The sequence below is a fragment of the Sphingopyxis sp. Geo48 genome (genome assembly GCF_949769155.1).
In the GTDB taxonomy this organism is placed as follows: domain Bacteria; phylum Pseudomonadota; class Alphaproteobacteria; order Sphingomonadales; family Sphingomonadaceae; genus Sphingopyxis.
This window is the reverse complement of the sequence record NZ_CATKPA010000004.1, coordinates 11,377-26,660: the sequence shown is the minus strand read 5'-3', so window position 1 is coordinate 26,660 and position 15,284 is coordinate 11,377. Positions and strand designations below refer to the sequence as shown.

General features: G+C 68.8%; 10 protein-coding genes. 3 read left to right on the top strand and 7 right to left on the bottom strand.

Annotated elements, in window-relative coordinates:
- The first annotated feature begins 79 nt into the window (after positions 1–79).
- From QOL79_RS14180 to QOL79_RS14170, 3 genes are all read left to right on the top strand, one after another.
- Positions 80–1,516 carry an aldehyde dehydrogenase family protein gene (locus tag QOL79_RS14180; protein ID WP_058455141.1) on the top strand — a complete coding sequence of 479 codons (1,437 nt, stop codon included), beginning with the start codon at positions 80–82 and terminating at the stop codon, positions 1,514–1,516.
- 206 nt (positions 1,517–1,722) lie between these two features.
- Positions 1,723–2,949 (top strand): bifunctional glutamate N-acetyltransferase/amino-acid acetyltransferase ArgJ, encoded by a 1,227-nt coding sequence (argJ, locus tag QOL79_RS14175; protein WP_058455066.1) that lies wholly within the window; start codon positions 1,723–1,725, stop codon positions 2,947–2,949.
- A 6-nt stretch (positions 2,950–2,955) separates the two neighbouring features.
- Complete coding sequence (locus QOL79_RS14170; RefSeq protein ID WP_283420029.1) at positions 2,956–3,567, top strand: glutathione S-transferase family protein; 612 nt, start codon at positions 2,956–2,958, stop codon at positions 3,565–3,567.
- 39 nt (positions 3,568–3,606) lie between these two features.
- Here QOL79_RS14170 and trxA read toward each other — a convergent pair whose 3' ends face one another.
- From trxA to QOL79_RS14135, 7 genes are all read right to left on the bottom strand, one after another.
- Positions 3,607–3,927: a thioredoxin TrxA gene (gene trxA / locus QOL79_RS14165; protein ID WP_283420028.1), complete on the bottom strand. Its 321-nt coding sequence runs from the start codon at positions 3,925–3,927 to the stop codon at positions 3,607–3,609.
- A 33-nt stretch (positions 3,928–3,960) separates the two neighbouring features.
- Positions 3,961–7,437, bottom strand: a complete 3,477-nt coding sequence (addA, locus tag QOL79_RS14160; RefSeq protein ID WP_283420027.1) for a double-strand break repair helicase AddA — start codon at positions 7,435–7,437, stop codon at positions 3,961–3,963.
- Positions 7,434–10,403, bottom strand: a complete 2,970-nt coding sequence (addB, locus tag QOL79_RS14155) for a double-strand break repair protein AddB (protein ID WP_283420026.1) — start codon at positions 10,401–10,403, stop codon at positions 7,434–7,436. The genes addA and addB overlap by 4 nt, the downstream gene beginning before the upstream one ends.
- A gap of 100 nt (positions 10,404–10,503) precedes the next feature.
- Positions 10,504–11,223 carry a nucleotidyltransferase family protein gene (locus QOL79_RS14150; RefSeq protein WP_231729084.1) on the bottom strand — a complete coding sequence of 240 codons (720 nt, stop codon included), beginning with the start codon at positions 11,221–11,223 and terminating at the stop codon, positions 10,504–10,506.
- On the bottom strand, positions 11,220–12,197 hold the full coding sequence (locus QOL79_RS14145; protein WP_283420025.1) for an aminoglycoside phosphotransferase family protein: 978 nt from the start codon (positions 12,195–12,197) through the stop codon (positions 11,220–11,222). The genes QOL79_RS14150 and QOL79_RS14145 overlap by 4 nt, the downstream gene beginning before the upstream one ends.
- The gene (gene tsaE, locus QOL79_RS14140) at positions 12,194–12,643 is read right to left on the bottom strand and encodes a tRNA (adenosine(37)-N6)-threonylcarbamoyltransferase complex ATPase subunit type 1 TsaE (protein WP_283420024.1); all 450 of its coding nucleotides are present in this window, start codon (positions 12,641–12,643) and stop codon (positions 12,194–12,196) included. Before tsaE ends, QOL79_RS14145 begins: the two co-directional genes overlap by 4 nt.
- Positions 12,640–14,997 (bottom strand): PAS domain-containing sensor histidine kinase, encoded by a 2,358-nt coding sequence (locus tag QOL79_RS14135; RefSeq protein WP_283420023.1) that lies wholly within the window; start codon positions 14,995–14,997, stop codon positions 12,640–12,642. Before QOL79_RS14135 ends, tsaE begins: the two co-directional genes overlap by 4 nt.
- Positions 14,998–15,284: the final 287 nt, after the last annotated feature.

The window sequence follows — 15,284 nt, the reverse complement described above, 5'->3', positions numbered from 1 at the left end:
GTTGGCCTTTTCTTGATTCATCCGCCACAGTGATTAGGTAGCAATCCGAGACGGATTCACCGCGATTGGGAGAATGACAATGAGCGACACCGAAACCCACCTGAAACAGCACTACATCGGCGGCCGCTGGGTCGATTCGAAGGGCGGCAAGCTCCACGACGTCATCAACCCCGCGACCGAAGAAACGGCCTCGACCGTCGTACTCGGCACCGCCGCCGACGTCGACGACGCGGTGGCCGCGGCGAAGGAAGCCTTCAAGACATTCTCGCAGACGACGCGCGAGGAACGCCTCGATCTGCTGAACCGCATCGTCGAGGAATATAAGAAACGCGGCGCCGATCTCGCCAAGTCGATGGCGAGCGAAATGGGCGCCCCCGTCAGCTTCGCCAGCACTGCCCAGGTCGGCGCCGGCATCGGCGGCTTCCTCGGCACGATCGCCGCACTCAAGGATTTCAGCTTCACCGAAAAATATGCCGCGGGGGTCATCGCCTACGAGCCGATCGGCGTCGTCGGCATGATCACGCCCTGGAACTGGCCGCTCAACCAGATCGCGCTCAAGGTCGCGCCGGCGCTCGCCGCGGGCAACACGATGGTCCTGAAGCCATCGGAAGAATGCCCCGGTAACGCGGTGATCTTCGCCGAGATCCTCGAAGCCGCGGGCGTCCCCGCCGGCGTGTTCAACTTGGTGCAGGGTGACGGCCCGACCGTCGGCAACGCGATCAGCGCGCATCCCGGCATCGAAATGGTCAGCTTCACCGGATCGACCCGCGCCGGCATCCTCGTCGCCAAGGCGGCGGCCGACACGGTCAAGCGCGTCCATCAGGAACTCGGTGGCAAATCGCCCAACATCGTCCTGCCCGACGCCGACCTGCAAGCCGTGCTGCCGCCGACGGTGCAGGGCGTGCTCGTCAACACCGGGCAGAGCTGCATCGCGCCGACGCGCATCCTGGTCCAGAAGGAGCGCGAGGCCGAGGCGGTCGGCGTGATCAAGGCGATGTTCGACGGGACGCAGGTCGGCGACCCGATGAGCGAGGGCGGCCACATCGGCCCCGTCGTCAACAAGGCGCAGTTCGACAAGATCCAGGGCCTGATCCAGTCGGCGATCGACGAGGGCGCGACGCTGGAAACCGGCGGCACCGGCCTGCCAAGCAACGTCAACCGCGGCTATTATATCAAGCCGACGGTCTTCTCGGGCGTTACGCCCGACATGCGCATCGCGAAGGAAGAGGTGTTCGGCCCGGTCGCGACGATCATGGCCTATGACACGCTGGACGAAGCGGTCGAGATCGCCAACGACACCGAATATGGCCTGTCGGCGGTCGTCTCTGGCGACCCCGCCAAGGCGGCCGAAGTCGCGCCGAAGCTGCGCGCCGGCATGGTCGCGGTGAACGCCTGGGGCCCCGGCCCGGGCGCGGCGTTCGGCGGCTACAAGGCGTCGGGCAACGGCCGCGAGGGCGGCGTGTTCGGCCTCAAGGATTTCATGGAAGTGAAGTCGATCAGCGGCATTCCGGCGTAAGACAAAGATCCTCCCTGTGGCCGAAGGCCATGGGGAGGGGGACCGCCGCGAAGCGGTGGTGGAGGGGCGGCAACGATAGTGTCATCAGCCCCTCCGTCAGCGCTGCGCGCTGCCACCTCCCCATCGCTTCGCGACAGGGAGGATCGAAAGCCCCTTCACCTCGGGAGGGGTTTTTCTTTGTGCGAGGGAGGGCTAAGCGCATCCCCATGACCACCCGCTCACCGCTCGCTCCCGCCGCCTTCCCCGCCCTCCCCGACATCGCCGGGGTCACGCGCCGCGTCGCGCGCGCGCAGTACAAGAACTGGGATCGCTGCGACCTCACCTATGTCGAGCTCGCAGCGGGCACCACGGTCGCGGGCGTCTTCACGCGCAATGTCTGCTGCTCGTCCGAAGTCGAACTCGGCCGCGAACAGGTCAAAGGTGGCAAGGGCCGTGCGCTGATCGTCAACGCGGGCAACAGCAACGCCTTCACCGGCTATCGGGGGCGCGAGGCGGTCGAGCAGATCATGGCGCAGGTCGCGGGCCATCTCGGCTGCGACGCCAGCGAAGTTTTCGTCAGTTCGACCGGCGTGATCGGTGTGCCGCTGCCCAAGGACAAGGCGCGTGCCGGGGTTGCAGCCGCGCTCACCGCCCAGCCCTGCTCGTGGGAGGCCGCCGCCGAAACGATCTGCACCACCGACACCTTCGCCAAGGGTTCGGCAGCGAGCGCGATCGTCGGCGGCACGACCGTCCACGTAGCGGGCATCGTCAAGGGATCGGGGATGATCGCGCCCGACATGGCAACGATGCTCGGCTATATCTTCACCGATGCCGCGGTCGCGCCCGCGCTGTTGCAGGACATGCTCGGCGAGGCGACCGGCGGAAGCTTCAACAGCATCACCGTCGACAGCGACACCTCGACCAGCGACACGGTGCTGCTCTTCGCGACGGGGCGGGCGGGCAATGCCACGCTGACGACCCGCGACGATCCGGGCGCCGACGCGCTCTACGCGGCGATCCGCGAAGTCGCCCTCGATCTCGCGCATCAGGTCGTGCGCGACGGCGAAGGCGCGTCGAAATTCATCGAAATTCAGGTTACCGGCGCGACCAGCGACGCCAGCGCCAAACGGGTCGCGCTGGCCATCGCCAATTCGCCGCTCGTGAAAACCGCCATCGCGGGCGAGGACGCCAATTGGGGCCGCGTCGTCATGGCGGTGGGCAAGGCCGGCGAACCCGCCGACCGTGACAAGCTCGCGATCCGCTTCGGCGATCACTGGGTCGCCAAGGATGGCCTGCCCGTCGACGGCTATGACGAGGCGCCGGTTGCGGCGCACCTGAAAGGACGGGACATCCGCGTCGGCGCCGACCTCGGCCTCGGCGAAGGCCGTGCGACCGTGTGGACGTGCGACCTGACCCACGGATACATCAGCATCAACGCCGACTATCGGAGCTGAGCCGCGATGCTCACGATCTGGGGTCGCCTCAATTCGCACAATGTGAAGAAGGTCGCATGGTTCGCGGTCGAGCTTGGCCTGCCGTTCGAGCGCCGCGATGTCGGCGGTCAGTTCGGGATGGATGCCGCCTATCTCGCGAAGAACCCCAATGCACTGATCCCGACGATCGACGACGACGGCGTCACCCTGTGGGAGTCGAACGCGATCCTGCGCTATCTGGCCGCGGGGCACGGCGGGGCACGCTTCTGGCCGAACGATCCTGCCGCTCGCGCGGTCGGCGATAAATGGATGGACTGGCAGACCGGCTATGCCGATGCGCAGCGCGATGCCTTCCTCAATCTCGTACGCCGGACGCCCGAAGCGCGCAACGCGGCAGCGATCGCGGCGTCGGCGGCGGCCTCGGCGAAGCAGATGGCGATCCTCGACGAAGCGCTGTCGCGCACGCCGTGGCTGTCAGGCGCCGCGTTCGGAATCGGCGATATTCCGATGGGCGTTTATGTATATACTTATTTTTCGCTCGCGATCGAACGGCCGTCACTACCCCATGTCGAGGACTGGTACGCGCGGCTGAAAATGCGGCCGGGCTATGCCGAACAGGTCATGATTCCGCTGACCTGAAACAAGGAGCCCCGGCCTCGGCCGGGGCCCGATGGTCGATCAAAGGGCGCCTTCGAGCCAGCCCTTGAGCGCGCTCTTGGGCGCTGCGCCAACTTTGGTGTCGGCGATCTGGCCGTTCTTGAACAGGATCATCGTCGGGATACCGCGCACGCCATATTTGCTCGGCGCGTCGGGGTTTTCGTCGATATTGATCTTGGCGATCACGACCTTTTCGCCCAGTTCGTCGGCGATTTCCTCGAGCGAGGGGCCGATCATCTTGCACGGACCGCACCATTCGGCCCAGAAATCGACCAGCACGGGGGTGTCGCTGTCGAGAACATCGCTCTGGAAGCTGGCGTCGGTAATGGCCTTGGTACCCATGATCTGAACTCCTGAAATATCGTTGGTCCCAAGCTAAGGCGTCGGCGCGTCCGGCTCAAGGGCTGAACCCGGCAAATTCGCCTTGGTTGCCGCCAAGCCGGGCTTGTGCGTGTCGAGCAGCGCGCTATCGAGCACGATCAGCCGCGGTGCGGCGGTGTAGAGCAGCGCCGCCTCGACCCGCCGGCCCGGAAAGATCACGCGCAGCGCATCGCGATAGGCCGCCATCTGGCGCAGATAGGCCGGCTGCACCGCTCCGGCGCTTTCGGGCACATGCCGCCCCGTCTTGTAATCGATCACCGTCACCGCGTCGTCGGTGACGCGCAGCCGGTCGACGATCCCCGCCACGACCGCACCGTCGACCACGGCCGACAGCGGCACCTCGGCCAGACTGCCGGGGCCGAAAAGCGCCCCGTGCGCGGGATCGTCGAGTACCGCGAGCACCCCATCGGCCATCGCCGACCGGGTTGCCTCATCCAGCCCCGCCTGCAAGCCGAGCCAGCGCAGCGCGGCCTCGCGCCGCCGCGCCGCCGCGACCGGCGGTAGCCGCTCGAACAGCGCATGGAGCAACAGCCCGCGCTCGACCGCCGCAACGCGCGCCGCTCCCTGCGGCGGCACCGCGACATCGTCCTCGCCCAGCGCCGACGGCGCCAGCGGGCGCGGCGGGCGCGCCTCCGCGGGGGCGGGCTTCAGCGCCCATTCGGGAAGCACGAGCGCAGGCGCCGCGATCTTCTCCGCCTTTTCCCTCCGCGCCCATTTGCCCGCATTGGCGCGGTGGACGCGGCGTCGGCCCCATAGCGGTCCCGCATCCTCCCATTCGGCGCCCATGTCCGGCAGCACCGATTCGACCGCCGCGTGCCAGCTGCCTTCGGGGATCGTCCGGTCGGCCTTGCTGGTCACCCCCGCGACGATCAGGATTTCCTCGGCGCGCGTCATCGCAACGTAGAAGAGCCGCCAATGCTCCTGCGACGCGGCGTCGGCGGCGTCCTGATAGGCCTTCGCCAGCGCGCCATGCCGCTCGTCGGCGGGGAGCGCAAAGACCGGCAGTTTCTCCCACGCTGCAACATCGACGCTGAACGGGCGGTGCCCGATCCCGGGGTCGTCGGTCGCGTCGGCCAGGATCACGATCGGCGCCTGCAGGCCCTTCGACCCGTGCACCGTCATCACGCGCACGACGTCGCTGCGGGCCTCGGTCTGACGCTTGATATCGGCGGCGCTGCTTTCCACCTGCGTCAGGAAGCCGAGCAGCGATACGATCTCGCGGCTCTCGAACGCCAGCGCCTGATTGAGAAGCTCGTCGATGGGATCGCGCGCCTCGCGCCCCAGTCGCGCGTAAAGTTTGCGCCGCCCGTCGATCGGCCCGGACAGGACGGTCTCCAGGAAACGGAACGGCGTCGTGAAATCGGCCATGCCGAGCAGGTGCCGCAGCGCGGCCATCGCCGCCGCCGGAACGTCGGCCTCGGTCGCACGCAGATGTTCCCACAGCGCCGCGCGGCCACGCCGATGCGCGCGCGCGTAAAGCTCGTCCTGCGACCAGCCGATCAGCGGCGACACGAGCAGCGACGCCAGATTGAGGTCGTCGAGCGGCTGCACCGCAAAGCGCATCGCCGCAATGAGATCCTGTACCGCCAGGGGCTGGGTCAGCGCGAAACGGTCGACACCCGCGACCGGGACGTGCAGCGCCTGCAGCCGCGCGACGATCCGCGCTGCGAGGTCGCGGCGCCGCCGGACAAGGATCATGATATCGCCCGGCGCAACCGGGCGCCCGTCCTTGCCGTGCGCGATCCACGCCTGCACCTCGGCCGCGATCGCCTTCGCGAGCCGCATCGAGGCGGGATCGGAGGCGGGGGCGCTTCCGTCGCCCCCGCCTTCGATGACTCCTTCATCGCCCTCCCAGGCCTCGGCGTCGAGCGCCTTGCCCACCGGCAGCGGCTGCCATAGCTCGACCTGCCCGGCGTGGCCCGAGCGGAAGGGACGATGCGGGGGCTCCTCGCCGTCTAGCCCCATGTCGGACGTACCACCCGCCGCGAGCCAGGCGTCGACCACCTCCAGCACCGCAGGCGTCGAACGATAGTTGGACACCAGGTCAACGTTGCGGAAATCCTGTCCCGCGCGCTCGCCGAGAATATGGAACAGCTCGCGCGCCGTCGCGAATGCCTTGGGTTCGGTGCCCTGAAAGCCGAAAATCGCCTGCTTGCGATCGCCGACGGTAAACAGCGTGCGCACGCGTTCGGCGTCTTCGGGGTTCACCGCGAAGAATTCCTCGGCCAGCGACAGCACGATCCCCCACTGGCGCATGTTCGTATCCTGCGCTTCATCGACGAGGATATGGTCCGTGCGCTGGTCGAGCTTGAAGCGCACCCACTCGCCGAAGCTGCTGACGCGCAGCAGCGATCCGGCGAGGGTGATGAGGTCGTCGAAATCGGCGAGCCCGCGTTCGCGCTTCGCGAGCGCATAAGCCTCGGCAAAGCGGCTCCCGAGCTTCCACGCCGCGGCGAGGTCGTCGGCGACGCGCATCGCGGTCGCGGTTCCGAGAAGGCCCTGCACCGCATCGACGATCCGCACCGCGTTCTCTAAGCAGTCGGTCATCTTCCCCTTGTCGCCCGCAAAATCGGCGCGCAGTTCACCCTTGCCGGTCAGGAAACAGCCGAGCAATTCGCCGAGCATCGCGGCGCGCTTCGCCGGATCGGCGATCAGCCAGCCGATCATCACATCGTTGCACGCGAGCCCGGTCTTGGTGCCCCAATCGGCGCCGCTCGCCGCGACCGCCCTGATATCGTCCTCGTCGATCGCGCCCGCCGCGAGCGCGCCCGCGATCCACGCATCGGGATCGCCGCCCGGCAGGTCGAACGCCGCGCGCAGATCGTGCGCCGACGGCGGCAGCGCCGCACGCGGCCCGCCGAACGCCGCCGCGCAGCTCGACAGGAAAGACAGCGCCGCCTCCTGTCCCAGCCGCCGCGACAGCATCGCCGCCGCCTCGCGCAGCACTGCACGCTCGTCATCCTCTTCGAGCAGACGGCTCAGCACCGTCCGCTGCAACGCCGCCGCCTCATCCTCCTCGATCGCGCGGAAGCCCGGCAGCAGCTTTGCCTCAAGCGGGAAGCTCGCGAGCAAAGTCTGGCAAAAGGCGTGGATTGTCTGCACCCGGATCGCGCCGCCCGGGCTGTCGATCACCGTCGCAAATAAGGACCGCGCACGCGTCATCAGCCCCGGCCGGTCCCACTCCAGTCCCAGCGCACGCAGGTCGAGCCGCAAATCGCCGTCGTCCATCCGCACCCACGCCGCGAGCCGCTCGTGGATGCGATGCGCCATCTCTGCGGCGCCCGCCTTGGTGAAGGTGATGCAGAGAATCGCTTCGGGCGACACCCCGGCAAGCATCAGCCGCAGCACGCGCGCCGACAGCACCTGCGTCTTGCCCGTCCCCGCCGACGCGCCCAGCCAGACATGGCTTTCGGGATCGGCGGCGGCGCCCTGCCGCGGGTCGAGCGTCGCGAGGCCGCCGGGCCGGCTCATGCGCCCTCCTCCCCGCGCCCGAACCATTCGTCGCGCCGCATGAGCTGGTCATACTCGCCATAGCCCGCCACCTCGCCGGGCCCGAAGGGCGCGTCGCCGAACAGGTAGATCGCGGCGAGTTCCGACAGCGCATCGGCGGCATGGTCGATCGCCTGATCGGCGCTCTTGAGATCGCTGCGCGACCCATAAGTGTTCGAAATCTTTCCCGCGCCGCCCGCACGGCGATCGGGCCGCAGGCTCCAATATTCGAGTGCATCGACCGGCGCGGCGGCGATATCCTCCATCCCGCCTTCGCGCGCGATCAGCCCGAGCAGGCCGAGCTGGTTGTCGAGCCTGTCGAACGCCGCCTTCGCGCTCGGCGCGCCGCCCGATTTATAATCGACGATCGCCAACCGCCCCTCGGCATCGCGGTCGATTCGGTCGGCCTTGCCGTGCAGCGTCACGCCATCGACGCTGATCGCACCCTTCACCTCGACGTCGAGCGGTTTGCGATCGGCGCGATCCCACACCTGCGCCGCCGCCCAGCGCAGCGCCGGCTCGATCCGCGGCAGCCAGAAAGCGCGCGCGATCGCATCGAGCGCAGCATCCTCCCGCAGCGCCGCCAGTTCATGCTCGAACCCTTGAGGTGTCGCGCCGCCGCGCACCCAATCCTCGAACAATCTGTGCACGCGTGTTCCGCGCCAGCGCGGATCGGGCGCGGCGCTCAGCGGATCGAGCGCCGACAGGCCAAGCATCTGGTTCGCATAAAAAGCGAAAGGATCGCGCGCGAGCCGGTCGACCGCGGTGACGCTGATCTTGCGCGGGCGGTCCTCGACCGGCGGGCGCGGCGCCGGCCTGCTCACCGGCTGCACGACGCCCGTCGGCAGATCGAGTTCGGCCACGAGCCGGGTCAGCGCTACCCCGGCCGGCGCCGGTTCGGGTAGATCGCCCGCCAGCGCCGCCAGCCGCAGCCACAAGCGCGACGCGACCGCCGGATCGCCGCCGCTGCGCTGTGCGCGCGTGACGACGATTTCGCGCGCCGCCAGCGCGCTTGCAAAATCATGCGCCGCCATCCCCTGTTGCCGCTCGGGCGCGGGCAGGCCGAGCAGGCGGCGAATGCCCGGCGCCAGCCACGGATCGGGCTGCGTTGCGGCGGGCCAGCGCCCCTCGTCGAGCCCGCCGAGAATCATCAGATCGGCGCGCTGCAAGCGCGCCTCGAGCAGGCCCCAGATGAACAGGCGCGGATGCCCGCCATAGGGCGGCCGCACGCTCGCCTGGGCCAGCAATTGCCCCAGCATCTCCGGAAAATCGCCGGGATCGACGAGCGCCGGCCCGTCGCCGCGCGCAAGCGCCCACTGGTCGAACAGCTCGGCGAGCATCCGCCCCGCCGGCCCCGCCCACACAGCGTCGCCGGTCAGCCATTCGGCCGCCTTTTGCAGCGCCGCCAGCAAGACGGCGGGAGGCGCGGGCACGGCAAAGGGCGCCAGCGCAGCCCCCAATGCATCCGAAACCTCTTGCCACCACGGCTGCAACTGCGACGCATGGCCATGCCCGCGCGCCTTCGGGTCGGCCGCGCCTGCGGCAATCCGCGCGCTCACCCCGTCCCATCCCGGCAGCAGCCCCGGCTCGCGCAGCAGCAGGTCGAGCCGCCGCAGCTGGTCGAGCCACGCCGACCTTCCCTCACCCTTGCGTACCAGCGGATGTCCGAGCAGCGACACCAAAGCGACCGGATCGAACGCCGACGCCAGCTTCGCCAGCAGCAGCAGCAGCGCGCCCGGCGGCGTCCGCGAAAGCGGCTGCCCCGCGCTGTCGTCTACCGAAATGCCCCAGCGCGCCAGCGCCGCCGCGACGCGCTCGGCGAGCCCGCGGTCGGGGGTCACCAGCGCCGCGGTGCGCCCCGGCGTCTCGACCGCCTCGCGCATCAAGAGCGCGATCCCCTGCGCCTCCTGCCCGTCGTCGGCGAAAACGGCGCCCGAAATCCCCGCGGTCGCCGCCGACAGGTCGCCCGCCGCCTGCCATTGCGCGCTATAGTCGGCGGGCGCGAAGAGCAAAGAAACGAAGGGTGTGCGCGCTTCGGGCCCGTCGAACGCCGAGGTCGCATCCCATTCGACTACTTCGTCCCGGCTCGCGCGCATACGGTCGAGCAGCAGCTTCAGATGATATTGCGGATGCGTCTCCAGCGGCCGCGCCGGATTTTCGGGATCGGGCCGCGTCGGGCCGAGCGCTTCCCATTCCTCGGCCGCCATCGCCTGGTCGAGGCCGGGCAGCACGACCATTCCGCGCTCCAGATCGGCCACGGTGCGCAGCAACCGCGCGATTGCAGGCGCGGCGGTCGTAATGCCCGCAGCGACGACGAACGGCGCGGGCGGCGCCGCGCGCCATCCCGCGGTCACGCGCCCCAGCAATCGGTTGCGCCGCTCCGCCCGGTCGATGCTGCCGGTCTTGGCGAGCACCGCGGGCCAATGATCGACGAGCAGCCTGAGCCGGCCGAGCGACGCCTGCCAATGTTCGGCGAATGCCCCGAGGTCGAGATCGACGAGATCGCCAACGCGCACCTCCTCATAATGCAGCTGGTCGATCACCCGCGCCAACCCGTCGGCGAGCTGGAACGCCGCGGCGCCGACGATCGACGGCTCGCCCGCGGGCGTGTATCGCTCGATTAGTTCGGCGAGCAGGAGGCGCCGCCGCAGCGCGTCGATCGCGGGGGGGATCGGGTCATCGTCGATGGCATCGAGCGACAACGCCACCGACTCATCGAGGTCCGCATCGCCGATCACCGCCAACCGCGGCATCAGCAATCCCGTCCCGCCCGCGCGCACGAACGCCGCCTGCACCGCGCTCCGCGCGCGGTTGCTCGGCAGCAGGATCAACCCTTCGGCCAGCCCCAGCGCGCCGTCGGCGTATCGCGCGATGATTCCGGCGGCGAGCGCGTCGGCGAAGGCCCGGTGGACCGGGATGGAAAAGATGACGGGCTTCGCGTCAGCCATGGGATTCACACATCGTCATTGCGAGCGCAGCGAAGCAATCCGGGGCGGTTTACGCAACTCTGGATTGCTTCGCTGCGCTCGCAATGACGAATTGAGATGATTAGACCTCGCCCAATGCGGCTTCGGTCGGCGCAATCGCCGCCGGCGTCCCGACGTCGAACCACTGCCCCATATGCGACAGCCCAAAGAGCCGCCCCGCCGCGATCGCGCGGTCCCAGAAGATATTGGTCGAAAACGGCCCCTCGGGTGCATCGACGAGCAACCGCCGCGAGACCAGCTGGACGCCGGTATAGACAAAGGGCGCGATCCGCCCCGGTTTGCGCCGCGACAGCTTGCCCGTAGGATCCATGTGAAAATCGCCCTTGCCGCCATGTCCTGTCGCGCTCGCCTGCCGGATCACGAGCAGCAGCGCGTCCATCTTCGCATCGTCCCAATGGCGCGCGAGATTCGCGATGCTGTCCTGCGGCCCGTCCGTCCAGATATTGTCGCTGTTGACGATCAGGATCGGATCGCCGGTGAGCAGCGGCAGCGCCTTCATCATCCCGCCGCCGGTTTCGAGCAATTGCTCCCGCTCGTCGGACACCGCGATCGTGAAGCTGCGCTTCTGCGCCGCGAGATGCGCTTCGAGCGCGTCGGCCAGATAATGGACGTTGACCACGACGTGGTCGATCCCCGCCGCCTCGATCCGGTCGAGGCTGTGGTCGATCAGCGCCTTGCCGGCGACGCGCACCAGCGGCTTCGGCCGCGTCGCGGTCAGCGGGCGCATCCGCTTGCCGATCCCCGCCGCCATCACCATCGCACTTTCGATTTTCACACTCACGTCCAAGCCTCCGCCCGTTTCGAAGGCGGGACATTGGCGTCGAACCATTGCCGGACGGGGACAAGCGCAGGGTGCATCAGATCGCGTTCGAGCAGGCCCCACATCCGCGGCTGGAACTGGCGGTATCCGGGCTTGCCGTCACGCTTCCACAGCCGGACGAAGACCCCCAGAATGCGCGTGTTGCGCTGCGCCGCGAGCGCCCAATAGGCACCCCGAAACGCCTCGCCCCGCCCGGTCGCCGCGACATAGCGATCGAGCATCGTCGTCTCGACCGCGGGCGTCACATCGCGCCGCGCATCTTCGAGCACCGAGGCGAGATCATAGGCCGGATGGCCGACCAGCGCGTCCTGGAAATCGAGCAGCCCGAAATGCGCGACGCCGTCTTGACCCGCGACGAGCATGATATTCTCGGCATGAAAGTCGCGCAGCACCGTCACGCGCGGCAACCCGTCGACCTCGACCGGCGCCAGCGCCGCTTGCCATGCGGCGCGGAAGCCGTCGCGATCGACCTCGATATCGAGCGCCGGGCAATACCAGTCGGTGAAGAGCATCACCTCGTCCAGCCACTGATCGAGCCCATGCACCGGCAGCCCGTCCATGGCGGGACGCGCATGAAGGTGCACGAGCAGGTCGGTCACGCCCGCGTAATAATCGCTCTCCTTGTGCAGCTGCTCGTCGACCGTCTCGCGGAGCCGCACGTCGCCGAAATCCTCGATCAGCAGCAGCCCCTGCTCCAGATCGCGTGCCAGGATCGTCGGCGCGTTGAGACCGTGGTTACAGAGATATTCGGCAACCGCGATGAACGGACGCGGGTCTTCGTGCGGCGGCGGCGCGTCCATCAGCACCGCGCGCCGGTCGCCATCACGCACGCGGAAATAGCGGCGGAAGGATGCGTCGCCTGCAAGCGGCAATATCTGGGCGTTGCCCCAGCCATGCGCGGCCAGAAACGCCGGGGCGTGGGCGGGCGGAATCATCGGAGCGGCCATCGCGCTTCCCAAGCCGCCGGCACTTCGGCTGTCAAGACGCGCGCGTCGCCCGCGCCCGAAATCCGCAACGCCAGCGCCTCGGGCCAGCCCCGGGCCCCCAGCCGCTCAGGCCATTCGATCAGCAGCGCGCCGTCATAGAGATAATCGTCGAGCCCAAGCTCGATCAACTCGTCCTCTTGCTCGATCCGGTAGAGATCGACATGCGCGATCGGCAAATCGACCTCGGGCGGTGCGTAGGGCTGGACGATCGCGAAGGTCGGGCTTGGCGCTTCTCCCGCCAGCCCCCGCGCCTTCAGCATCGCCCGCGCCAGCGTCGTCTTGCCTGCGCCGAGGTCGCCCGACAGCAGCACGACATCACCCGGCACCAAGGCCGCGCCGATCACCGCGCCAATGCGCCCGGCGTCGGCCAACGTATAATGCGTACGAAAGCTCATGCCCCGCGCGGCAGGCTCACGCGCACCAGCGTCCCCTGCCCCTTCTCGCTCAATACTTCCATCGTCCCGCCGTGTGCGGCGACGAGCTGGCGCGCGAGCGCGAGGCCGATACCCCCGCTTTGCGTCCCCGCCTGCGTGCCCCTGGTGATCGCTGCGACCGCATCGGGCATCCCGGGGCCATTGTCGGAAACGACGAACTCGATCCCCTTGTCGTCGCCATCGGCGTGCAGCAGCACGCGCCCGCCGCTGCGCCGCGCCGGCGCGGTAAAACGGATCGCATTGTCGAGCAGCCCCGCCACCAGCCGTGCGAGGCGGGGGGCATCGCCCTCGATCGTGCCGAGCGTGTTCGACATCTGCCCGGCCAGTTCGATCTTCTCGGCGGCGGCGAAGGGCTTCGCTTCGGCCAGCGCCTTGTCGAGCAGCGCGCGGACATCGACCGGCGCGCGCTCGACCGCCAGCGTCCCCGCCTCGCCCTGCGCAAGGTCGAGCACATTGTCGATCTGCCGCCCGAGCACCGCCACCGAATCCATGATCGCGTCGATATAGGCTTTCGCGGCGACGGGCAGTTCGCCGGCATAGCCCGACTGCAACATCTCGCCGAACCCGCCGATCGAGGTCAGCGGCGTGCGCAGTTCATAGCTCATCCGCGACAGGAAGGCAGTCTTGACCTTGTCCGCCGCCTCCAGCGCCTCGTTCCGCTCGCGCAGCGCGCCTTCCATCTTCCGGCTGGCGGTGATGTCGAGCATGATCAGCAGCGCGTTGCCGTCGGGCAGCGGAATCGACGCGAAATCGAAATGGCGTCCGTCGGCGAAGCGGATCTCGCCGACACGCTGCGTCCGTTCGAGCGTCGCGGCGCGGATCACCTCCTGCATCACGCTGATCTGGCTCGGCTTGGCAAGCCGGTCGGCGAGCCCGCCCATCAGCGTATCGACGCGCGGGTGCCCCGCGAGGATATGCTCGTCGACGTTCCACAAGCGGCGGAATCGCTGGTTCCACAGGTGCAGCCGCCCGTCGGGTGCGAACACCGCGATCGCCTCGAACAGATTGTCGAAGGTCGCGGTGCGGACGCGGAGCAGCGTGTCACGCGCCCCGGCCAGCTGGACCTGCTCGGTGCGGTCCTCGGCGATCAGCAGCAGGCCGCCATCGGGGGTCGGCTGCGCGACGACGTGCAGGTGCGTGCCGTCGCGCAGCAGCCAGTCCTCCTCGCTCGCGTCGGGCTTCGCGAACCAGTCGACATGCGCCTGCCGCCATTCGGGATAGTCGCGCACCTCGGGCGTGCGCCCGCCCTCGCGCCAGAGGTCGAGCAAGCGCGCGAAGCTGCGTCCTTCCGATACATCCTCGGCCGACAGCGCGAACAGCCGCCGGAAGGGCTGGTTCGCGAACACCAGCCCCTGGTCGGGCCCGAATTGCGCGACCGCTGCCGACAGCCGGTCGAGCAATTCGCGCTGGGTCGTCACGAAACGCCGGTGTGCCCCGCGCTCGCTCTCCAGCTCCTGAATATCGATCGCATAGCCCGCAATGCCGAACACGCGCCCGCCCTCGGCGGCGAGCGGCACGTCGACGACGCGCATGATCCGCCGCTCGCCCTCGATCGTCACCGGCACGGTGCGTTGCTGCGCCGCACCCGCGGTGCGCGCGGCTTCGGCGGCGTCGGTCGCGCTGATCCCGGCGACGGGTTCGCACAGTTCGACTCCTTCCTCGATCACAGTCGCTGCGCTCGTCGCCTCCACCGCGCGGACATAGGCGGCGTTGACGAGCGCGAGCCGCATGTCGGCCTCGCGGAACCACATCGGGAAGGGCGCGGCCTCGATGAGCCCCGACAAGGCCTCGAATGCCGCCAGCGCCTCGTCGCGCTCGCGGCGCGCCTGCGCCAGCGAATGCTGCCCTTCGGTGGCGTCGCTGAGCCACAGCAGGACGCTGCCCGCGCCGCCGACCGTCTGCGGGGCGGCCGCGCCATGAACGATGATTGTCCGCGCGCTGCCCAGCGGCTTCAGGCTGAGGGTGAAGGGTTTCGCACCGCGCTGCGCGCCGAGGATCGCCTGCCGCAATTGTTCGTGCCCGGCAGGATCGAGCCCCGCGTCAATCCCGCGCAGCTCGTCGAAATTGCGCGGCCCCTGCGGCAGCCCCAACCAGCGCGACAGCCGCTCGGCCGCCTCGATCCGCCAGTCGGGCCGGACGATGACGGGAAGCTGCGGCGAGGCCTCGACCAGACTCGCCAGCCGGTCGGTCTGCCCCGCAATGAAGGCCGAGCGCCGCTGCATCGCGACCCCGCGCCCGATCGCCCACAGCCCGGCGAGCAGCCAGAGCGCGGCGAACAGCCCGATGGCAAAGAGCGCGCCGGTGGACAGGGTCACGGGCGGGCTGCCAGGGGCGGTGAAGAGGCGGGCATCGGACGAGCGGCCATTCGTCCGCCCTATCGACTGTCCCCGGCCGTTTCAATCGCCGGGGATTCCACCGAACGCGGCGATCGACCGTTGCGGACGGGGACATGCGACTTTTGCGCCACACTATGACGCGGAAAGTGTCGCAAAATATTCCAACGGCTTGACTTGAATGGTCTGCTTTGAAAGCCTTCGCTGGCTCGGGTCGCCCCCCAAAGTTCCGAGATTTCCTTGACCTTGCGTTAAGGCATGTCGGGCAA

Excerpts from the sequence above, each read along its gene's own strand:
- trxA (WP_283420028.1), bottom strand. The coding sequence starts at position 3,927 with ATGGGTACCAAGGCCATTACCGACGCCAGCTTCCAGAGCGATGTTCTC.
- addB (WP_283420026.1), bottom strand. The coding sequence starts at position 10,403 with ATGGCTGACGCGAAGCCCGTCATCTTTTCCATCCCGGTCCACCGGGCC.
- QOL79_RS14170 (WP_283420029.1), top strand. The coding sequence starts at position 2,956 with ATGCTCACGATCTGGGGTCGCCTCAATTCGCACAATGTGAAGAAGGTC.
- QOL79_RS14145 (WP_283420025.1), bottom strand. The coding sequence starts at position 12,197 with ATGATTCCGCCCGCCCACGCCCCGGCGTTTCTGGCCGCGCATGGCTGG.
- argJ (WP_058455066.1), top strand. The coding sequence starts at position 1,723 with ATGACCACCCGCTCACCGCTCGCTCCCGCCGCCTTCCCCGCCCTCCCC.
- tsaE (WP_283420024.1), bottom strand. The coding sequence starts at position 12,643 with ATGAGCTTTCGTACGCATTATACGTTGGCCGACGCCGGGCGCATTGGC.
- addA (WP_283420027.1), bottom strand. The coding sequence starts at position 7,437 with ATGAGCCGGCCCGGCGGCCTCGCGACGCTCGACCCGCGGCAGGGCGCC.
- QOL79_RS14180 (WP_058455141.1), top strand. The coding sequence starts at position 80 with ATGAGCGACACCGAAACCCACCTGAAACAGCACTACATCGGCGGCCGC.